The 19,834-nt window shown below is 62.7% G+C and carries 17 protein-coding genes; 10 read left to right on the forward strand and 7 right to left on the reverse strand.

All coding sequences use genetic code 11. The features are described from left to right. Window positions 1–3: 3 nt before the first annotated feature. The 5 genes from G5V57_RS12345 to G5V57_RS12365 all read right to left on the reverse strand — a co-directional run bounded on the left by G5V57_RS12345 (window position 4) and on the right by G5V57_RS12365 (window position 5,366). Window positions 4–1,479, reverse strand: coding sequence for an aspartate aminotransferase family protein (locus G5V57_RS12345; RefSeq protein ID WP_206530307.1), 1,476 nt, complete (start codon window positions 1,477–1,479; stop codon window positions 4–6). 346 nt (window positions 1,480–1,825) lie between these two features. After that, the gene (locus G5V57_RS12350) at window positions 1,826–2,353 is read right to left on the reverse strand and encodes an OmpA family protein (protein WP_165167798.1); all 528 of its coding nucleotides are present in this window, start codon (window positions 2,351–2,353) and stop codon (window positions 1,826–1,828) included. Window positions 2,354–2,374: 21 nt separating this feature from the next. Further along, window positions 2,375–3,064, reverse strand: a complete 690-nt coding sequence (locus tag G5V57_RS12355) for a L,D-transpeptidase (protein ID WP_165167799.1) — start codon at window positions 3,062–3,064, stop codon at window positions 2,375–2,377. Between the two features lie 87 nt (window positions 3,065–3,151). Next, window positions 3,152–4,885: an L-arabinonate dehydratase gene (gene araD / locus G5V57_RS12360; RefSeq protein ID WP_371744816.1), complete on the reverse strand. Its 1,734-nt coding sequence runs from the start codon at window positions 4,883–4,885 to the stop codon at window positions 3,152–3,154. Between the two features lie 19 nt (window positions 4,886–4,904). Further along, complete coding sequence (locus G5V57_RS12365) at window positions 4,905–5,366, reverse strand: Lrp/AsnC family transcriptional regulator (RefSeq protein WP_165167801.1); 462 nt, start codon at window positions 5,364–5,366, stop codon at window positions 4,905–4,907. Window positions 5,367–5,497: 131 nt separating this feature from the next. Between G5V57_RS12365 and G5V57_RS12370 the strand changes: the two genes are divergently transcribed. Together G5V57_RS12370 and G5V57_RS12375 are read left to right on the forward strand one after the other, a co-directional pair. Beyond that, window positions 5,498–7,894, forward strand: coding sequence for a transketolase (locus tag G5V57_RS12370; protein ID WP_165167802.1), 2,397 nt, complete (start codon window positions 5,498–5,500; stop codon window positions 7,892–7,894). Window positions 7,895–8,160: 266 nt separating this feature from the next. Then, complete coding sequence (locus tag G5V57_RS12375) at window positions 8,161–9,048, forward strand: alpha/beta hydrolase (RefSeq protein WP_206530255.1); 888 nt, start codon at window positions 8,161–8,163, stop codon at window positions 9,046–9,048. Window positions 9,049–9,128: 80 nt separating this feature from the next. On the opposite strand, the gene G5V57_RS12380 is transcribed toward G5V57_RS12375, so the two are convergent. Next, window positions 9,129–10,160, reverse strand: coding sequence for a LacI family DNA-binding transcriptional regulator (locus tag G5V57_RS12380; protein WP_165167803.1), 1,032 nt, complete (start codon window positions 10,158–10,160; stop codon window positions 9,129–9,131). A gap of 179 nt (window positions 10,161–10,339) precedes the next feature. On the opposite strand from G5V57_RS12380, the gene G5V57_RS12385 reads away from it, so the two are divergent. From G5V57_RS12385 to mgrA, 4 genes are all read left to right on the forward strand, one after another. Beyond that, on the forward strand, window positions 10,340–11,407 hold the full coding sequence (locus tag G5V57_RS12385) for a substrate-binding domain-containing protein (protein ID WP_165167804.1): 1,068 nt from the start codon (window positions 10,340–10,342) through the stop codon (window positions 11,405–11,407). Window positions 11,408–11,443: 36 nt separating this feature from the next. Further along, a complete protein-coding gene (locus G5V57_RS12390) occupies window positions 11,444–12,982 on the forward strand; it encodes a sugar ABC transporter ATP-binding protein (protein WP_165167805.1) in 1,539 nt (512 codons plus the stop codon). Next, on the forward strand, window positions 12,975–14,177 hold the full coding sequence (locus G5V57_RS12395) for a sugar ABC transporter permease (RefSeq protein ID WP_165167806.1): 1,203 nt from the start codon (window positions 12,975–12,977) through the stop codon (window positions 14,175–14,177). The genes G5V57_RS12390 and G5V57_RS12395 overlap by 8 nt, the downstream gene beginning before the upstream one ends. Before the next feature lie 178 nt (window positions 14,178–14,355). Continuing rightward, the gene (mgrA, locus tag G5V57_RS12400; protein ID WP_165167807.1) at window positions 14,356–15,384 is read left to right on the forward strand and encodes an L-glyceraldehyde 3-phosphate reductase; all 1,029 of its coding nucleotides are present in this window, start codon (window positions 14,356–14,358) and stop codon (window positions 15,382–15,384) included. Window positions 15,385–15,388: 4 nt separating this feature from the next. Here mgrA and G5V57_RS12405 read toward each other — a convergent pair whose 3' ends face one another. Continuing rightward, a complete protein-coding gene (locus G5V57_RS12405; protein WP_165167808.1) occupies window positions 15,389–16,030 on the reverse strand; it encodes a GntR family transcriptional regulator in 642 nt (213 codons plus the stop codon). 104 nt (window positions 16,031–16,134) lie between these two features. Here G5V57_RS12405 and G5V57_RS12410 point away from each other — a divergent pair, with 104 nt between their 5' ends. Genes G5V57_RS12410 through G5V57_RS34830 form a run of 4 tightly spaced genes read left to right on the forward strand, consistent with a single transcriptional unit; the run spans window position 16,135 to window position 19,824 of the window. After that, entirely contained in the window at window positions 16,135–16,938 is an 804-nt protein-coding gene (locus tag G5V57_RS12410) for a xanthine dehydrogenase family protein subunit M (RefSeq protein WP_165167809.1), read from the forward strand. Window positions 16,939–16,950: 12 nt separating this feature from the next. Continuing rightward, the gene (locus tag G5V57_RS12415) at window positions 16,951–17,442 is read left to right on the forward strand and encodes a (2Fe-2S)-binding protein (protein WP_165167810.1); all 492 of its coding nucleotides are present in this window, start codon (window positions 16,951–16,953) and stop codon (window positions 17,440–17,442) included. A gap of 11 nt (window positions 17,443–17,453) precedes the next feature. Then, entirely contained in the window at window positions 17,454–18,821 is a 1,368-nt protein-coding gene (locus tag G5V57_RS34825; RefSeq protein WP_165167811.1) for a xanthine dehydrogenase family protein molybdopterin-binding subunit, read from the forward strand. A gap of 1 nt (window position 18,822) precedes the next feature. After that, entirely contained in the window at window positions 18,823–19,824 is a 1,002-nt protein-coding gene (locus G5V57_RS34830; protein WP_165167812.1) for a xanthine dehydrogenase family protein molybdopterin-binding subunit, read from the forward strand. Window positions 19,825–19,834: the final 10 nt, after the last annotated feature.

The following is a 19,834-nucleotide window of genomic DNA, read 5'->3' on the forward strand; positions in this document are numbered from 1 at the left end:
GCGTCATGGGCCGAGGTCGGCGCCAATTCTGAGGAGCTCGCCGACCAGGAGATCGAGATCGCTGTAGCGGGTGCGGTGATTGCTGACCGCCACCCTGAGGCAATGCCGCCCGCGCAGCGTGGTGTCGGACAAGGTGGCGATGCCCTGTTCCTGCAGTCTCAGCATGATCTCGGTGTTGAGGGCCTTGAGCGCTTCTTCCGTCAGGTGCTGCGCCGGCCGGTAGCGGAAGCAGACGATGTTGATCGTGGTCGGCACCAAAAGCTCCAGACGCTGTTCCTTCTCGATCAGCCCGCTCAGATACTGTCCCTGCGCGATGGCCTGATCGATGAGACGGCCGAATTTGTCTATTCCTTGTTCCTTGAGCGCCAGCCAGATCTTGAGTGCCCGGAAGCCGCGCGAGGTCTGCAGCCCGTATTCATGCAGCCAGGCGCCTGCGGCGAGGCCGCGCGGCGTGCTTTCGAGATATTCCGGCGTGACGGCGAAGGCGGCGCGATGCTGGGCCGCGTCCTTGATCAGGACGCAGCCGGCTTCGAAGGGGGCATGCAGGCCCTTATGCGGATCGAAGGCGAGCGAATGGGCACGCTCGATGCCCGCTACGCGCCAGGCATTCTCGGGCGAGATCGCCAGAAGCGCCCCGACGCAGCCATCGACATGGAACCAGAGATCCTGCTCGGCGGCGAGATCGGCGAGCGCATTGAGATCGTCGATGGCGCCACTGTTGACGGTGCCGGCCGTGGCGATGAGGCAGGCCGGCTTGAAGCCCTTGGCGCGGTCCTTGGCGATGGCCTGGCGCAGGGCCGCGATATCGATCCTGAAGTCCTTTTCCGTGGGGATAAGACGCAAGGCGCGATTGCCGAGGCCCAGCGCCTCCACCGCCTTGCGGTGGCAGCTATGCACCTGGTCCGAGGCGTAGAAGCGCAAGGGCTTGTCGATGGCCGCGATGCCGAGCTCGCGCACATCTACACCGGCCTTGGCGTTGCGCGCCACGGTGAGGGCCAGAAGATTGGCTTCCGAGCCGCCGGTGGTCAGGGTGCCGCTGGCGGAAGCGGGAAAGCCCATCATCTCCTTGCACCAGCTCACCACCTGCTGGTCCAGGAGTGCCGCGGCATGATTGCCGCCGCCCAGATTGGAACCTTGTATGGCGGCGAGGAAGTCGCCAAGCGCGCCGGTGTAATTGCCCGCCCCCATATACCAGGACCAGAAGCGCGGATGGTTGTTGCCCATCGGATAGGGCATCAGTTTCTCCGTCACGTCGCGATAGATGCCGGCGATCCCGGCGGGCTTGCGCGGCAAAGGCGAGGTGAAGAACGCCTTCACTTCCGCCGGCATGCTCCGCCAGCTGGGGCGGTCGCGAATGTCGCGCAGATAGGCGATCGAATCGTCGACGATCTCGTGCGACAGCGCCTTGAGCGCGCCCCAGTCCTGCGGATCGAGTGTCTCCTCGGCGATCTCGCTTTGCGGGTTGCCTGACAGTCCCATCTTCATGTCCGTGGGCGCGGCGGCGAGGCTCATTCTCATTTGCTGCGCTGTGATACCGGCCATTATACACTCCAATTCAACGATTAGCCCTCGTCATCAAGATGTAGGAATAGAATGAGGGTGCAGGCGTTGGAGCAAGCGTGGAAACGCTCGTGGAATTTACGGTGTCCGGCGCATCGGGGTGGAGTAGCGCATAATCTCTCAACACCCCTCATGCTGAGGTGCTTCGCCGAAGGCGAAGCCTCGAAGCATCCAACAGGATAGAGTGAGAATGCCGCAGAAGACCCTTCGAGGGCCGCTTCGCGGCCACCTCAGGGTGAGGGAAAACACTCACCCCCGCCTCGTCTCAGAACGCTGCAGCCTCCTGCAGATTGGTGACGACGCGCCGGTTCTGCGACTTGCACTCGATTTCGGGACAATCCTCGCCGATCTTCTCGCGGCCATAGCCCTTGGCCTGCAGTCGCTCGCGCGCGATCCCCCGCGAAACGAGATAGTCACGCACCGCATCGGCGCGTTTCTGCGACAGGGACTGTTGCGCGGTGGCTGATCCCGGATCGTCCGCCGAGCCCTGCAGCTTCACTTTCCACTGCGGATACTGGCTCAGCCATTCCGCCTGCTTGTCGAGCGTCACCCGCGCGGTGTCGTCGAGGGCGGCCGAGCTTTGCTTGAAGAAGGTGCGGCGGCCGACATTGACCATGAAATCTTCTTCGCTGCCGGGCGTCACATTGATGCCGCCCGCCACCGGCGCGTTGGTTCCCGATGTCGGACCGGTGAACGTGCTGCCGCCGCGGTCGCCCGAGCTTGTGCAGCCGCTGAGCAGAAGCAGGAGGGCCAGCGCCGCTGCCGTGCTCGAATATCCTATGCCTGTTTTCATCGCCTGTTGCGCTCTTCAGGTTTAATCCGGCGGCTGCGTGTCGACCGGCGCGCTTTCATCGATGACAGGCGCGCCCAGATTCTTGATGACGAGGACGCGTGTACCGATCGGGCAACGCTGATAGAGGTCGATGACGTCCTCGGGGAACATGCGGACGCAGCCGGACGAAACATTCGAGCCGATCGACCAGGGTTCGGTCGTGCCATGCAGGCGATAGCCGAGATCGTTGCCGTTCCGGTACAAATACAGCGCCCGCGGCCCGAGCGGGTTGTCCGGACCGCCTTCCATGGATTCGGGCAGTTCAGGCTGGCGCTTGCGCATCTCCGGCGGCGGTACCCAGCGCGGCCACAGCGACTTGCGGTCGATGCGGGCGCGGCCATACCAGCGGAAGCCGTCGCGGCCCACGCCGACGCCATAGCGCAGCGCCGTCTGGTTCTCGAAGACGACATAGAGAAAATGATTGGCGGTATCGATCACCACGCTGCCTTGCGGCTCGGTGCTGTAATATTGCACCAGCTGCCGGCGCCAATGCGTCTTGATCTTCTTCCAGTTGGTCAGGCGGTATGTGTGCCCATTGTCTTGCGCCGTGCCGGCGAAATAGGTCAGCGCCGATTTGCTGTAGGTCTTCGAATAGCCAAAAGCGTCGCCGGCCAGGCTGGCGGTGCCGAGCGCGGCCGCGCCGGCGAGCAGATTTCTGCGGGTCAATGACATGCCGGAATCCCGTGTCGCTCCCTCTGACCGCCCAGTCTACATGATCGGAAGAACTTGCCAAGACGGGCCGAAATGGCCCCCGCGCTCTCAGTAGATCGCGGGCTCGCCGACGGCCGCGCCGAACCCGGTTTCGAGGAAGTCGAAATCGCAGCCTCTATGCGCCTGAGTCATATGTCGGGCGGCGAGCCAGCCGAAACCGCGCTCATAACGGGGTGGCGGCGGCGACCATTCCGACCGCCGCTGCGCCAGTGCCGCCTCCGGCACTTCGAGCGCGATCGCCCGGCGCGCCACATCGACCGAAATGATGTCGCCGTTCTTCACCAGCGCCAGGGTGCCGCCGATATAAGCCTCGGGCGAGACATGCAGGACGCAGGCGCCGTAGCTCGTGCCCGACATGCGCGCATCGGAAACGCGCAGCATGTCGCGGATGCCGGCCTTGATCAGCTTCCTGGGGATCGGCAGCATGCCCCATTCCGGCATGCCCGGCCCGCCCAGCGGTCCGGCATTCTTCAGCACCATCACATGATCGGGCGTCACATCGAGATCGTCGCGATCGATCTGGGCTTTCATCTCGGCATAGCATTCGAAGACGATCGCCGGTCCGCGATGTTTGAGAAAGCGCTTCTCGGCGGCGGCGGGCTTCATCACGCAGCCATTGGGCGCCAGATTGCCGCGCAGCACCGCGGTGGCGCCTTCGCCATATATCGGCCGGTCGAGCGGACGGATCACGTCTTCATCATATATGGCGGCTGTCTCGGCGGTTTCGATGATCGGCCGGCCGGTGACGGTGATCGCCGTGGCGTGGAAATGCGGCACGAGGCGTTTCAGGATGGCCCTGAGGCCCCCGGCATAGAAGAAATCCTCCATCAGATAAGTCGAGCCCGACGGCCTGATATTGGCGATCACCGGTATGCGCCGCGAAATGGCGTCGAAATCATCGAGGCCATAGGAGATGCCGGCACGGCCCGCCATGGCGATGGCATGGATGATGGCGTTGGTCGATCCACCGATCGCCATCTGCACCATCGTCGCATGATCGAAAGCTTCGCGGGTCAGGATCTTGTCGGGCGTCCGGTCTTCCCACACCATTTCGACGGCGCGGCGGCCGGACGCGGCGGCCATGTTTTGATGCGATGAATCGGCGGCAGGGATGGAACTCGCGCCGGGAAGTGTCATGCCCAGGGCCTCGGCATAGGCGGTCATGGTGCTTGCCGTGCCCATGGTCATGCAATGCCCGTAGGAGCGCGCGATGCCGCCTTCGATGCCGGCCCATTCCGCATCGCTGATATTGCCGGCGCGCCGCTCGTCCCAATATTTCCAGCTGTCGGAGCCTGAGCCCAGCACTTCGCCCCGCCAATGGCCACGCAGCATCGGGCCGGCCGGCACGAAAATCGCCGGCAGGCCGGCCGACGTCGCGCCCATGATCAAAGCGGGCGTGGTCTTGTCGCAACCGCCCATCAGCACCACGCCGTCGATCGGGTGACTGCGGATCAGTTCCTCGCATTCCATCGCCAGCAGATTGCGATAGAGCATGGTCGTCGGCTTGACGAAAGGCTCGCTCAGGCTGAGCGCCGGCAGTTCGATCGGCATGCCCCCCGCCTGCAGGACGCCGCGCTTGACCCATTGCACCCGGTCGGGGAAATGCGCATGGCATTGATTGATATCGGACCAGGTGTTGATGATGCCGATGATCGGCCGGTTCCAATCGTCCTGGTCATAGCCCATCTGGCGCGCCCGCGAGCGATGGCCGAAAGCGCGCAGATCATCGACGCTGAACCAGCGCCGGCTGCGCAGCTCCGCGAGTTTCTTGGACCGATCCATCATCCGTTCCTTTCCAGCGTCACTTCACCGGCAGCGCATGCGAGCGCTTCACCTCGCCGAGCGCGAAGCTCGATTCGATCGAGGCGACGCCGTCGAGCCGCGTGAGCTTCTCTTTGAGAAAGCGCTCATAGGCCTCGAGGTCGCTCACCACGATGCGCATCAGATAATCACGCTGCCCGGTCATGAGGAAGCAGTCGACCACTTCCGGCCAGCGCGAGATCGCCTGGGCGAAGCGGTCGAGTTCCTCCTCGCGCTGGCGCTCGAGCTTGACGGAGGCGAAAACGCTGATCGGCAGGCCGACCTTGGCGGGATCGATGACCGCCGCATATCCCTTGATGATGCCGGCCTTCTCCAGATTGCGCACGCGCCTGGCGCAAGGCGAGGCCGAGAGTCCGACCTTGTCGGCAAGTTCCTGCACCGGCATGCGCCCGTCCATCTGCAAAGCGCGCACGATCCTAAGGTCGATATCATCCAATTTCATTCTTGCCTGTTTCTGCTAGGATGGAGAGAGCTGTTGATGGATATCGCCAATATGAGCTGTTGGACAAGCTGAAATTGGTAAAACACTGTGCGTCAGTTTTGTTAGCTTGAAGCCCCCTTCCGGAGCTGACGATGACCGATCCCCGCTTAGCCCTTTTGTCCGATCTCGAGCGCAAGGTCCTCTGGCTCTCCACCTGGACCATTCACAATGCCAATAATATCCGCTCCAAGTCCGACGGCTTGAAGATCGGCGGCCACCAGGCCTCTTCCGCCTCGCTCGCCACCATCATGACGGCGCTCTATTTCGCGGTGCTGAAGCCGGAAGACCGTGTCGCCGTCAAGCCGCATGCGAGCCCGATCTTCCACGCCATCCAGTATCTCTTCGGCAACCAGACGCGCGAGAAGCTGGAAGCCTTCCGCGCCTGGCATGGCGCCCAGTCCTATCCGTCCCGCACCAAGGACGTGGACGATGTCGACTTCTCGACCGGCTCGGTGGGCCTGGGTGTCGCGCAAACGCTCTTCTCGTCCCTGGTGCAGGACTATGTGCGCGCCAAGGGCTGGGCGGCCGAGCGTCCCGAAGGGCGCATGGTGGCGCTGATCGGCGATGCCGAGATGGATGAAGGCAATATCTTCGAGGCGCTGCTCGAAGGCTGGAAACATGGCCTGCGCAACACCTGGTGGATCGTCGACTACAACCGGCAGAGTCTCGACGCGGTGGTGCGCGAGGGTCTGTGGCAGCGATTCGAATCGATCTTCCGCAATTTCGGCTGGGATGTCGTCATCCTCAAATATGGCCGGCTTCTGGACGAGGCTTTCGCGGAGCCGGGCGGCGAGCGCCTGCGCGCCTGGATCGATGCCTGTCCCAATCAGCTTTATTCGGCGCTGACCTTCCAGGGCGGTGCCGCCTGGCGCAAGCGATTGCTCGACGATATCGGCGATCAGGGGCCGCTCTCGCAATTGATCGAGCGGCGTTCCGATGCCGACCTGGCACGCCTCATGACCAATCTCGGCGGCCATGACCTGCCCTCGCTGCTCGAGGCTTTCGCGGCGGCGCAGACGCACGACCGGCCGGTCTGCTTCATCTCTTATACGATCAAGGGCTTCGGCCTGCCGCTCGCCGGCCACAAGGACAATCATGCCGGGCTGATGACGACGGCGCAGACGGAAGCCTTGCGCGAAACGATGCAGGTCAGGCCCGGCCATGAATGGGAGCCCTTTGAAGGTCTGGCGACACCGGTTCCGGCTCTCGAGTATTTTCTCAAAGAGGCGCCGTTCAATCGCAAGGGTACGCGCCGTTTCGTGAGCCCGCGCATCGAGGTGCCGGCCGAGATCACGACGGCGCAGCCCGCCACCACCTCGACGCAAGCGGGCTTCGGCCAGCTTCTGAACGAGATCGGCAAGAGCGACAGCGATCTGGCGCGTCGCATCGTCACCACCTCGCCCGATGTGACGGTGTCGACCAATCTCGGCGCCTGGGTCAACCGGCGCGGCCTCTTCGCGCGCACCGAGATGGCCGACACCTTCAAGAAGGAGCGCATCGCCTCGACCTTCGCCTGGGAGTTCTCGCCGCAAGGCCAGCATTTCGAGCTCGGTATCGCGGAAATGAACCTCTTCATCATGCTGTCGGCATTGGGCCTCTCGCATTCGATCAATGGCGAGAGACTCATCCCCGTCGGCACGCTTTATGATCCCTTCATCGAGCGCGGCCTCGATGCCTTGAACTATGCCTGCTACCAGGATGCGCGCTTCATACTCGCCGCCACGCCGTCGGGTATCACGCTGGCGCCGGAAGGCGGCGCCCATCAGTCGATCGCGACGCCTTTGATCGGCATGGCGCAGGACGGGCTCGCCAGTTTCGAACCGGCCTTCGTCGATGAGCTGGCGGTGATCCTGCGTTTCGCCTTCGATTATGTCCAGCGCTCGGGGGAGGCGGAGGTCGACGAGACGACGTGGCTGCGTGATGCGGTGGGTGGCTCGATCTATCTGCGCCTGTCGACAAGGCCCATCGAGCAGCCGACCCGCGCCATGACGCCCGAGCTCGCCGAGGGCATCGTCAATGGCGGCTATTGGATGCGCAAACCCGGCCCCAATGCGCAGGTCGTCGTCGCCTATACGGGCTGTCTGGCGCCGGAAGCCATTGAGGCGGTGGGCCTCATGGCCGAGGACCGTCGCGATGTCGGCCTCCTCGCCGTCACTTCGGCCGATCGGCTCAATGCCGGCTGGACGGCGGCGCAGCGCGCCCGCGAGCATGGCCTCGTCCATGCGAAGAGCCATATCGAGCGTCTGCTCGCCGAGGTGCCATCGCATTGCCCGCTGGTCACGGTGATCGACGGCCATCCGGCGACGCTTGCCTGGCTCGGTGCCGTCCATGGCCACCGCACCCGCTCGCTGGGCGTGGAACATTTCGGCCAGACGGGCACGATCGCCGATCTTTACCGGCACTACGGCATCGATGTGAATGGCATCGTGGCGGCGGCCCAGGCCGTCTCGCCCGGCCGCCCGATCCGCCAGCTCAAGCTGATGAGCTGATCCCGTGGCGACTATGCGCCGCGCTACGCTTACTACAGGGATCGCAACGTCGAGCGCTGCGTCAGTTCCGTGACACCGCTGCGCGGCGCAGTCATTGTGGTTGACGGCTGAATTGGCGGGGATTGACGTTCCGTTTGGTGCGACACAGGTTAGAAATTATCAGCTTGTTAAGTTAACCCCGAGATTTTTCGAACTTCACTAAATTTACGACACATTGAATGACGATATCGCGCCCGGTTTCGGTCTAATCGGTGTGGAGATTCTCTTTGAAATTTCTCGTTGCTTTGGTTTCTTGTTTTTTTATGATTATGACCGGAGGCGCGTTAGCCGATGGTCGGCCCTACGAGTTGAAGGGCACACAGGTCTGGGCCGTTCCGGACCCTGTTTCCGGGCGGACCTACGAAATTTTCGTGAACCTCCCGGCCTCCTACGCGCAGAACCCTGACCGCAGCTATCCTGTTCTCTATGTGACAGATTCCGACTATGCCTTCCCCGTCGTCCGTAGCATCACCAATCGTGTTCGCGATGACGGCAGGGCGCTGGAAGATTTCATCCTTGTCGGTTTGTCCTATGCCGTAGGTGACAGCCCCATCTTCAGCCGTAATCGCGACTACACACCGACGCCAGCAGGAACATCTACGAGCAGGAGCACAGGTCAGTCGTTCGTCCATGGGGAGGCTGAAGCCTATCGCATTTATCTTCAAAATCAGGTTCTGCCCTTTGTACAGAAGAAATTTCGCACGGATCCTCAGCGCCTTATTCTGATGGGGCATTCCTATGGCGGGCTGTTCGGGGCGCATGTCCTGCTGACCGAGCCAACCATGTTCAGCGACTATGTCCTCGGGAGCCCGTCATTCTGGTACGACAAGCGTTATATTTTCACGGCCGAGCAGCAATATGCCGCCGCAAATAGCGACCTTCCAGCCAACGTTTTCTTGTATATCGGTTCCTTTGAAACCGTCGGGAACAAGCCGCGCTATCGGAAAGAAATCGATATGGTCGGGGACATGCATAAATTCGCGAAGAAGCTTGAATCGCGGAACTATCCGGGTTTGACTGTCGCAACGGACGTTGTTGACGGTGAGGATCACCTTACGGTTTTCCCATCCGGCTTCACGCGTGGCCTTCTAACGGTGCTGCCAGCGAAGCGCTAGGCCTCTCCAATCTTCCCCCTCTCCCGTCCGGCCTTGGGGGCCGCCCGATCCGTCGGCCTAAGCTGATGAGTTGAGCGCGCTCAAATAGCTCGCTTCGGCACGCCGCTATTGACGCAGCAGGATTGCCGCACGATCAGATCGGCCTGCAATATGATGCGCCGGCTGCGATTTCCCGCCTTGCCGGATATGCGTTCGAATAGCAGTTGGGCGCCGAGGCTGCCGAAGGTTTCTCCGGGCTGATCGATGACGGTGAGAAAGGGTGAGAGTATGGCGAGATGTTCGACATCGTCGAAGCAGACGAGGCCGATCTCTTCCGGCACCGACAGGCCGCGCTCGCGCAAAGCCTGCATGGTGCCGAGTGCCGTCATGTTGTTCACCGTGAAGATCGCCGTCGGCAGGGGATCTAGACCGAGCATCATTTGCGCGGCGCGGTAGCCGCCGATGCGGTCCGACGTCGTGCGGAAGATCAGATCCTCGGAGATCGGAATGCCTGCCGCTTCGAGCGCCTGGCGATAGCCTTCGAGGCGGTCTCTCCCGGTCGAGACATCATCGGATTCGGTGAAGTGGGCGATGCGCCGATGTCCGATCCCGATCAGATGTTCGGTGAGGCGCCGTGCGCCCGCGACATTGTCGCTGACCACCAGATCGCAGTCGGTATCGGGCAGGGCCCGGTCGAGCAGGACGAGGGGAAAGCCGCCTTTCAGCAGCCGCAATAGTGCGAGGCGCGAATGATCGCTGGCCGGCGCCAGCAGCAGGCCTTCGGCCCGGTGCGCCACGAGATCATCGATAAATTCGCGCTCCAGCCTGAGATCGCCCTCGCTGTTGCACAGAAGCACGCGGTAGCCCGCTTTGCGGGCCGTGCTCTCAGCACCTCTCATGACGGGAGCGAAGAACGGGTTGACCACATCCGGCACGATCAGCCCGATGGTCTTTGTCTGCTGCGACACGAGGCTGCGGGCCAGGCGGTTGGGGATGTAGTCGAGGCCCAGCATCGCCTCTTCGACCCGGCGCTGCGTTTCGGCATCGACCCTGCTGTTGCCGTTGACCACGCGCGAGACGGTCATTGCCGAGACACCGGCTCTCTGGGCGACGTCGCGAAGGGTTACGGCCATCCTCATTCCTGATGTTACGCTAACATCGATGTTCGTTATCTAACAGCAGATCAATCCGGCGCGAAGATAGAATTTAATAAACTCAACAAGTTTGTCGGATTGACTCATATGTTAGTCGTTGTTAGCGTTACCATCAAGCGAGTCATCATCTATAGGCGGCCGCTCGATGGGAGGATGTCATGACCAAGCATTTCGCGATGTTGATGGTGCCTCTGGCTCTCGCCGCGACAATTGCCGTTTCGGTGCCCGCTTTGGCCGCGGGGGACTGCAAGCCGGGCAAGACCGGCAAGATCGCCTTCATGCTGAAGCACCAGAAGGCCTTCCGTTATCTCAATGCCGACGTGCCCTTCTTCGTCAAGACCGCCGAAGCGGGCGGCTATCAGGTTCTCGTTCAATCGGCCGATCATGACGCCGCCAAGCAGGTCGCCCAGGCGGAGAATGTCATTACCCAGGGCGTCGATGCCATCGTCATCCAGCCGGTTGATTTCAACGTCGCCGCTTCGATTGCCGAGAAGGCCAACGAGGCCGGCATTCCGATCGCCTCCTATGACGACTTGATCCTCGGGGCCAATCAGACGGCGTTCATCGGCCGCGACCCGCGCGAAGGCGGTGCGTCGGCGGCGCGTGCCGTAATCGCCGCGGTCCCCAAAGGCAATTATGCCCTGATCGGCGGAGACCCGGGGCAGACCGGATCGACCCAGATGCAGGAAGGCTATCACATGATCGTCGATCCGCTGGTCGCCAAAGGTGACATCAAGATCGTCCTCGATCAGTTCTCGCCGGGCTGGAAGACGGAAGCCGCGCAGGCCCATGCCGAGAATGCCCTGACCCAGAACAACAATGCCATCAATGCTTTCCTCGTCTCCTATGACGGCATGTCAGTGGGCGTGCTGCAGGCGATCGACGGCGCCGGCATCGCGGCAGGCTCGATCCCCGTCACCGGCCAGGATATGGAACTCGCGGCGGCTCAGGCCATCGTCGAAGGCCGCATGTTCGGCAGCGTGTGGCCGGCGCCCGATGAAATGGCGGTGGCCGGCGCCAAGGCGGCGATCGCCATGGCGAAATGCGAAGATATCGGCGCCACCGACAAGATCAACAACAAGGCCGCCGACATTCCCTGGGTGAAGACGCCGATCTATCTCGTCAGCCAGAAGGAAATGCCGGAATTCGTCTGCACCCACCAGCATTGGCTGGACATCAAGGAAGTCTACAAGAACGTTCCGGACAAGATGCCTAAATGCAACTGAAGTCGGCGGTACTCGGCCATGACGATGGCGGGCACAATGACGGCGGATCGCGCGGCACGTGATCCTTCGTCCGTCGCCGCCCTGACGGCCGCGCATCTGAGCAAACGATTTCCCGGCGTCCTGGCAGTCGACGACGTCAGCCTCACCATAAATCCGGGTGAGATCGTCGCCCTGCTCGGCCAGAACGGCGCCGGCAAATCCACCCTGATCCAGATGTTCGCCGGCCTGCATCCCGCCGGCAGTTTCACTGGCGACATTTTTCTCGCCGGTCGACCCTATCACCCGCGCAACGTGGCGGAGGCGGAGGCCTCAGGCGTCGCGCTCGTGCCGCAGGAGATCAACGTCGCCCCGGAACTGTCGGTTGCCGAGAATCTATTTCTCAATGCCGAGCCGTCGCGCTGGGGATTTCTCGATTACCCGCTGCGTCTGGCGCGCACCGCCGAAGCCTTGCGCGATTTCGACCTCGATATCGATCCTTCACTGCCGATGAAGGCGCTTGATCTGGCGACCCAGCAGCTGGCGCTCATTGCCCGGGCGCTGTCGAAGAACGTCGATCTTCTCATTCTCGACGAGCCGACGGCGGCGCTCACCGAAGGCGAGGCCCAGAAGCTCTTCGAGCGCATGCGACTCCTGGCCCGGCGCGGCATGGCCATCATCTTTGTCACCCACCGCCTGGCGGAAGTCTTCTCGGTGTCCGATCGCATCATCATCATGCGCGATGGCCGCATCTGCGGCACGCATGCGACGGCGGACGTGACGCGCGCCAAAGTCGTCGCCCAGATGGTCGGCCGCACCCTGGCGCCGGTCGAAAGGCGAATGACCGCGAGATTGCCGGCTGCCATCTCCGTCGAGCATCTCAAGGTCTTCGATCCCGATGACGAGGCGCGGCTGCGGGTGAACGATATCTCGTTGACTGTGGCTCAGGGAGAGATCGTCGGCCTGTTTGGTCTGGTGGGCTCGGGGTGCATCGAGGCCGCTGTTGCTCTCTATGGAGCCTGGCCCGGCAAGCGCGAGGGAGCGATTGCCCTTGCGGGTGAGCCGGCCGCTCTTGCCGATCCGCAAGAATCCGTCTCGCGGGGCATCGGCTTCATGGCGCAGGACCGGCGTGACTGCCTGATGCTCGATCAGACCGTGCATGACAATACGATCCTCGCCAGCCTCGGAAGACTGTCGTCTCATGGCTTCATCGATGAGGCGCGGGCTAGGCGCACCACAGGCAGCCTCGTCCACGAGCTTGCCATCAAGACCAGGTCGATCGAAAGCTGGATCGGAACCTTGTCGGGCGGCAATCAGCAGAAGGTCCAGGTGGCGCGCTGGCTCGCGGCCGATGCGCGGATATTCATCCTGGTCGATCCGACGCGCGGCGTCGACATTGGCGCCCGCAGCGAGATCAAGCGTTTATGGGCGAGACTCGCTGAAGCGGGACGCAGTATTCTCATCGCCTCCACCGATGCCGAGGAACTGGTCGATATCTGCGACCGTGTCCTTGTCCTCAGGGCCCGCAAAGCCGTCGGCGAGGTCGCCCGCGGTGATCTGAGCGAAGAGCGCATTCTGGGAATGGCCGCCGATGTCTGACCCTGTGCTGACGGTGTCGAAAGACGAAGCGGGGCCCGCGCGAGAGTCGCGAGGCTGGTTCGCCTTGCTCGGCCTGTCCTCATTGCGCGAATCGATGCTGCTTCTGATCCTCGCCGCCATCTGGCTCTTCTTCTATGTGGCGACGGACGGCATCTTCCTCACGCCGCGCAATCTGGTTCTGCTCGCGCTCCAGACATCGATCGTGAGCCTTGCGGCCATCAGCGCGGTGATGCTGATCGTCACGCGCAATTTCGATCTTTCGGTCGGTTCGGCCGTCGCCCTTGTCGGCGTCGTGGTCGCCCTCCTGGCCGGACAATATGATGTCAATCCGCTGATCGCCGTGGCGGCGGGTATTCTGGTCGGCCTGCTGATGGGCGCATGGCAGGGTTTCTGGGTCACGCGCATCGGCGTGTCGTCCTTCATCGTGACCCTGGCCGGCATGCTGTATTTTCGCGGCTTCTCGATGATCGTCACCAACGGGGCGACGATCGCCTCCTTGCCGCGGCCACTCACCCGTTTCGCCACCGCCTTTTTGCCGCCGGTGCCCTCGATTTTGCTGGTCGTGCTGACCGCTGCCGGCTTCCTGGCTCTGCGCGGGCTTGAAATCAGGCGTGCCTATCGGTTGGGCGTAATCGCGCGGCCGCAATCCATCTTCATCAAGACGGCTATTCCAGTCGTCATCGCCGCTGGCGTGGCCTTGTTCATCGTCTCCTGGCAGGGCATTCCCTATCTTGTCCTGCTCGTCGCGGTCTGCGCCCTGGCCGCGGAGCTGGTGATGCGCCGCACGCGTTATGGCGCGCAGCTTTATGCCATTGGCGGCAACCCCGAGGCCGCCCGCCTTGCTGGCATCAACATCAAACAGGCGATCTTCTGGAATTTCGTCATTGCCGGTTTCGCCTATGGCGTCACGGGGGTCGCGCTCACCGCGCGGGTCGGTGGTGCGGTGGCCGGGAGTGCGGGTCTTTTCCTCGAGCTCGATGCCATCGCCGCGGCGATCATCGGCGGCACCGCCCTTTCCGGCGGCCGCGGCCGCATTCTGGGTGCCCTGGTCGGCGCGTTGCTCATGGGCAGCCTGAATAACGGCATGAGTCTCATGAATGTCGCACCGTTCTTTCAGGATACCGCGCGCGGCATCGTGCTGCTGCTGGCGGTGGCGCTCGACCATTTGAGCCGCAGCCGCAGTCGGACTACTTGAAATGGATCACTGGAGCAGGATGTGATTGGTACCGCCTACTACCCTCACCCTTAGGCGCCCGCCGAAGGCGGGCCTCGAAGGGTGGCAAGCGGCAAGGCCTGTGTACCTGGATCATGCTTCGAGGCTCGCTTCGCTCGTGCCTCAGCATGAGGGTGTTTTTTTAAGACGAGGTCTTGGAATGAGCTACCAGCCGCATGCCGATCGCTATCAGACCATGCAATATCGCCGCTGCGGCAGAAGCGGTCTCGATCTGCCATTGCTGTCGCTGGGTCTGTGGCACAATTTCGGTGAGGATTCGCATCTCGAGAATGCCCGCGCCATCTGCCGCCGGGCTTTCGATCTGGGGATCACTCATTTCGATCTGGCCAATAATTATGGGCCGCCGCCGGGATCGGCCGAGGAGGCTTTCGGGCAGATATTGCGGACGGATTTTGCCGGCCACCGCGACGAGCTCGTGATCTCGACCAAAGCCGGCTATCGCATGTGGCCTGGACCCTATGGCGAATTCGGCGGCCGCAAATACATTCTGGCCAGCCTCGACCAGAGCCTGAAACGGATGGGCCTCGATTACGTCGACATATTCTATTCGCACCGTTTCGATCCCAAGACGCCCCTGGAAGAGACGATGGGTGCCCTCGAGACCGCCGTCAGGCAGGGCAAGGCGCTTTATACCGGGATCTCGTCCTACAGTTCGGCGCGCACCGCGGAAGCGGCGGAGCTTTTACGGAACGCCGGCATCAGGCTGCTCATTCATCAGCCGAGCTACTCGATGCTCAATCGCTGGACTGAACGTGACGGCCTGCTCGCGGCCTTGGAAAAGGAAGGCATGGGCTGCATTGCTTTCACGCCTTTGGCGCAAGGGCTGCTTACCGGCAAATATCTGAAGGGCGTTCCCCCGGGCAGCCGCGCCACCGCCGGCAAATCGCTTTTGCCGGAATTCCTCAACGAAGCCGTGCTTGGCCGTCTGCGCGCCCTCAATGCCATCGCCGAGCGTCGCGGCCAGTCGCTGGCTCAGATGGCGCTCGCCTGGGTGCTGCGCGATCCGCGTATGACGACAGCCTTGATCGGCGCGAGCCGGCCGGAGCAGATCGAGGAGAATGTCGGCGCCTTGGCCAATCTCGATTTCACACCCGATGAGCTGGCCGAGATAGATCGCTTCGCCATCGACAGCAATGTCAATCTCTGGGCGGCGTCGAGTTCGGCCTGATCGTTCACACATTGAGCCGATGCTCGAAATAGGCCTGGTGCTCGCGCGAGAGTCGGCAGGCGAGCTCGACATCCTTCGCCTTGATCGCGTCGACGATGGGCTGATGGCTGTCGGCTGCGGCCATGAAATCGATACCGGGCTCCGACAGAGTGACCCTTGTGTGGATTTCGAGATGCAGCGAGTCCCATAATTTGAGCAGAAGCTCATTGCCGGCCGCCGCCACGATGGCGCGATGGAAGGCGACGCTGTGGCGTATCATCTGCTCGATATTTTTGTTGCGCGCCGCATCGCGCATGAAGTCGACCTCTGCCTGCAGCCCGTCGATGTCGAGCGCCGGATTGATGGTGGCGAGCCGCGCGGCGGCCTCCCCGAGCGCGCCGCGCACCAGATAGATCTCGCGCTGTGCGCTGCTGGCGAAGGGCTTCACGAAGGAGCCGCGCCGCGGCTTGGCTGTCACCAACCCCGCCATTTCGAGATCGCGCAACGCCTCGCGGATCGGCATCTGGCTGGTGCCAAACTCCTCGGCGAGCCGCATCTCGATGAGCCGCTCGCCGCTTTTGTAATGGCCGGTGGCGATGCGCTCGATCAGGGTCTTGCGGATGCGGTCGGCGAGGGACTGGGATCGGTCTTCGAGCGATTTGTTCATTTGTGGATTGATTATCGATAATCGTTAAGTTAGCCTGTTTGAACAATAACGGGCTGGACGCGTGTTGAAAAGCGCCAACTAGCCTGAAAAATGGGAGGTTCAGAATGTCCGTCACGCTTACGGCGGCCAGACAGGCGCGCCTCGTTCCGGCATTGCAGGCCAAGGGTGGACGTATCGTCGCCGGCGGCACCTTGGCTATCGCCGATCTCAATCAGGGGCCGACATCCGGATCCGCCCTCATCACCCTTGACCGTCTGGGCTTCGATCAGGTCACGGCGAAGGGGGGCAAGGTCACGCTCGGCGCCATGGTCACCATGGCGAAGATCGCCCGCGACCGGCGCCTCAAATTCCTGCATCCCGTCGCCAATTCGATTGGCGGCCCGGCGGTCAGGGCGATGGCGACAGTCGGCGGCAATCTCTTCGCGCCGGCACCCTATGGCGATATGGCGGCGGCCCTGCTGGCGCTCGATGCCGAGGTCACGCTTCATGACGGCAAAACGACACGCAAGCTCGTGATCGAGGCCTTCCTCAGGCAACGCCACAAGCTCAACAAGACCTGCATCGTCTCGGTATCCTTCGCGTCTCCCCCGGCAGGCGCCTTTCGCTATTTCAAGGCGGTGCGCCGCAAGCCGGTGAGCGCCTCGGTCGTGACCATCGCGGCGCTGCTGCCGCGCAAGGCGGGAAAGATAAAGGGCGCCCGCATCGCGCTGGGCGCCATGGCGGAGAATGCCGTCAGGGCGCGCAAAGCAGAGGCCGCGCTCGAAGGTGCCGCACTCGATCATGAAGCCATAGCGGCGGCGGCAAATCTCATCACGACTGAAACATCGCCCGCCGACGACGCCTATGCCTCGGCCTGGTATCGCCGCGAGATAGCCCCCGTTTATTTCTTCCGCCTTCTCACCGCTTAAGGGAAGTACGTCATGACCAAGGTCGCCGTGGAATTCACGCTCAACGCGCGAGAGCAGAATGAATTCGTCGAATCGGGCTCGACGCTTCTGGCGATGCTGCGCGACAGGCTCGACCTCTACGCCACCAAGGCCGGCTGCCATCAGGGGACATGCGGCGCCTGTACCGTCATCATCGACGGCGAGCCGCATCTGTCCTGTCTCACTCTGGCGGAGCGCTGCGAGGGCCGGGAGATCACCACGCTCGAAGGGCTCAGCCTCGACGGCGCGCTGCATCCGCTTCAGCAGGCCTTCATGGACGGCTTTGCCGCCCAATGCGGCTTCTGCACGCCGGGCATGATCCTCGCCGCCAAATGTCTGCTCGACCGCAATCCTGAGCCGACGCGCGCCGAGATCGCCGACGCGATCTCAGGGAACATCTGCCGCTGCACCGGCTACGAGCCGATCATCGCCGCGATCCTCAGCGTGGCCGAGCGGATGCGCGATCCCGTCGGCAAGCGCGCGTGAGGGAGCAGCAAATGGAATACCGCAAGGAATATTTCAGCGACGCCCGCCCGGAAGGACTGACCGAAGTAGGCGTCACCCGCCAGCGCTCCGACGCGCTCGGCCATGTCACCGGCAAGACGCAATATTATGCCGACCGCCACTTCGCCGGTTTGCTGCATCTCAAGATGGTACGCAGTCCGCATCATCATGCGCGCATCGTCTCGATCGATACAGCTAAGGCGCTCAAAGTGCCGGGCGTCGTGCGCATCCTCACCGCCCAGGACGTGCCGCAGAATATCTACACCATCCTTTGCCTCATCCAGGTCGAACCCAATGACGAGCCGGTGCTCGCCTTCGACAAGGTGCGCTACAAGGGCGAGCAGATCGTCGCCATCCTCGCCGAAAGCGACGCCGCCGCGCGCGACGCCGCCGCCAGGGTGAAGATCACCTATGACGTGCTGCCGGCCGTCTTCGATGTCGAGGAGGCGCTGAAGCCCGAGGCGCCGCTGGTGAACGAATACCACGGGCGCAATTACTTCACCTATGAGGGTCATCACTGCCGCCGTGTCCGCTATGGCGACGTCGAGAGCGCTTTTGGCGCCGCCGATTTTGTCGTCGAGGAGATGTACCAGTCCTCGCCCATCGAGCATGCGCCGACCGAGACCACGGGTTGCATAGTGGTGCCCGACCAGAATGACCGCTACACCTGCTATTCCAATACCCAGGCGCTTTATTTCACCCTCGACAACACGGCGCTGATCCTCAAATCACCCTTCCACAAACTGCGCCTCGTCGGCGGCACGGTCGGTGGCGGCTTCGGTGGCAAGGTCGACGTCATCACCGAGCCTGTCGCCTTCCTCGCCGCCATGCTGACGCGGCGGCCGGTCAAATATGAATTCAGCCGCGCCGAGGAGATGCAGGTCTCATCGCCGCGCGCCGCCGAGCGCATCTATATCAAGGACGGCCTGATGAAGGATGGCCGCATCATTGCGCGCAAGGTCACGCTTTATGTCGATGCCGGCGCCTATTCGCGTCATTCGCCCTATGGCACCACCAAGGCCGCCGCCCATATGCCGGGGCCCTACACGATCCCCAATGTCTGGATCGATTGCCATTGCGTCTACACCAACCGCACGCCTTCGAGCGCCATGCGCGGTTTCGGCGTCACCATTGGCGACTTCGCCCTCGAAGTGCAGATGGACAAGCTCGCCCGCCGCATCGGCATGGACCCAATGGCGTTCCGTATCCTCAACGCCTATCGCGACGGCGACATGAAGGCGCATCGCAAGGAGGTGGAGGGCGCGGCCCTCGTCGAATGCATCCAGGCGGCGGCTGATCTCGCCGGTTGGCCGCTCGATGATCATTACAAAGCTATGTCGTCAATGAAGCGGGAGGCGTAACATGACGAAGAAACGCGGCCGCGGCATGGCGGCGGTCAATTACCCGACAGGCATGAATCTGGGCGGCGATCCTTCCCAGGCGCTCATTCATGCGACGACCACGGGAAGTTTCATCGTGACCTTGTCGAGCGTCGATCTGGGGCAGGGCCTCAAGACCGTCATGGCGCAGATCTGCGCCGAGACCTTGGGCGTGCCGACCGACAATGTCATCATCGACACGGCCGATACCGATACGGGCCCGCACTGCATGGGCACTTTCGCCTCGCGCGGCACCCATCGCATCGGCAATGCCATCATCATGGCGGCGAAGGAAGCGCGCGCCGTCATGTTGGAAGTGGCGGCCGAGGAGCTCGAGGTCGACGCGGGTGATCTTGTCACCGACGGGGCCGGCAATATCCATGTGCAGGGCAGCCCGCAAAAGGCGGTATCAGTACTCAATGTGGCGCTCGCCGCGCATTTCAAGCACGGCAAATCGATTTCCGGGCGCGGCATCTTCCTGCAGCCGCGCTCCTACCCGGAGCCTGAGACCGGCAAGATGGCGCCCGCCACCTGCTATGCGCATGCCTGCACCGTGGCCGAGGTCGAGGTCGACACCGAGACCGGCGAGGTCGCGGTGTTGTCGCTCAAAAGCGCCTATGAAGTCGGCCGCGCCCTCAATCCGCGCATGGTCGAGCAGCAGATCATCGGCGGCGCCTGGATGGGGATTTCGCACGCGCTCTATGAGACGACCGAGCCCTATTATCCGGACCGCTCGCACGGACCCGTCGATTTCAATCAATATCTGATGCCGGGTCCGGGCGACCTGCCGGAATTCGCCAATGTCGTCATCGAGCGCCCGGCGGCGGACGGACCATACGGTGCCAAGGGCGTCGGCGAGATGACCGCCAACTCGCCGATCCCGGCGATCGCCAATGCGATCTTCGATGCCGTCGGGGTGAGGGTCGATTCGCTGCCGATCACGCCGGAAAAAGTTCTGCGCGGCATCCGCGCCTTGCATGCCTGAAACCCTGAAG

The sequence above is a fragment of the Nordella sp. HKS 07 genome (assembly GCF_011046735.1).
GTDB lineage: Bacteria > Pseudomonadota > Alphaproteobacteria > Rhizobiales > Aestuariivirgaceae > Taklimakanibacter.

Excerpts from the sequence above, each read along its gene's own strand:
- G5V57_RS12350 (WP_165167798.1), bottom strand. The coding sequence starts at position 2,353 with ATGAAAACAGGCATAGGATATTCGAGCACGGCAGCGGCGCTGGCCCTC.
- G5V57_RS12395 (WP_165167806.1), top strand. The coding sequence starts at position 12,975 with ATGTCTGACCCTGTGCTGACGGTGTCGAAAGACGAAGCGGGGCCCGCG.
- G5V57_RS12410 (WP_165167809.1), top strand. The coding sequence starts at position 16,135 with ATGTCCGTCACGCTTACGGCGGCCAGACAGGCGCGCCTCGTTCCGGCA.
- G5V57_RS34825 (WP_165167811.1), top strand. The coding sequence starts at position 17,454 with ATGGAATACCGCAAGGAATATTTCAGCGACGCCCGCCCGGAAGGACTG.
- G5V57_RS12405 (WP_165167808.1), bottom strand. The coding sequence starts at position 16,030 with ATGAACAAATCGCTCGAAGACCGATCCCAGTCCCTCGCCGACCGCATC.
- G5V57_RS12385 (WP_165167804.1), top strand. The coding sequence starts at position 10,340 with ATGACCAAGCATTTCGCGATGTTGATGGTGCCTCTGGCTCTCGCCGCG.
- G5V57_RS12365 (WP_165167801.1), bottom strand. The coding sequence starts at position 5,366 with ATGAAATTGGATGATATCGACCTTAGGATCGTGCGCGCTTTGCAGATG.
- G5V57_RS12390 (WP_165167805.1), top strand. The coding sequence starts at position 11,444 with ATGACGGCGGATCGCGCGGCACGTGATCCTTCGTCCGTCGCCGCCCTG.
- G5V57_RS12380 (WP_165167803.1), bottom strand. The coding sequence starts at position 10,160 with ATGGCCGTAACCCTTCGCGACGTCGCCCAGAGAGCCGGTGTCTCGGCA.
- G5V57_RS34830 (WP_165167812.1), top strand. The coding sequence starts at position 18,823 with ATGACGAAGAAACGCGGCCGCGGCATGGCGGCGGTCAATTACCCGACA.
- araD (WP_371744816.1), bottom strand. The coding sequence starts at position 4,885 with ATGGATCGGTCCAAGAAACTCGCGGAGCTGCGCAGCCGGCGCTGGTTC.
- G5V57_RS12345 (WP_206530307.1), bottom strand. The coding sequence starts at position 1,479 with ATGGGACTGTCAGGCAACCCGCAAAGCGAGATCGCCGAGGAGACACTC.
- mgrA (WP_165167807.1), top strand. The coding sequence starts at position 14,356 with ATGAGCTACCAGCCGCATGCCGATCGCTATCAGACCATGCAATATCGC.
- G5V57_RS12370 (WP_165167802.1), top strand. The coding sequence starts at position 5,498 with ATGACCGATCCCCGCTTAGCCCTTTTGTCCGATCTCGAGCGCAAGGTC.
- G5V57_RS12415 (WP_165167810.1), top strand. The coding sequence starts at position 16,951 with ATGACCAAGGTCGCCGTGGAATTCACGCTCAACGCGCGAGAGCAGAAT.
- G5V57_RS12355 (WP_165167799.1), bottom strand. The coding sequence starts at position 3,064 with ATGTCATTGACCCGCAGAAATCTGCTCGCCGGCGCGGCCGCGCTCGGC.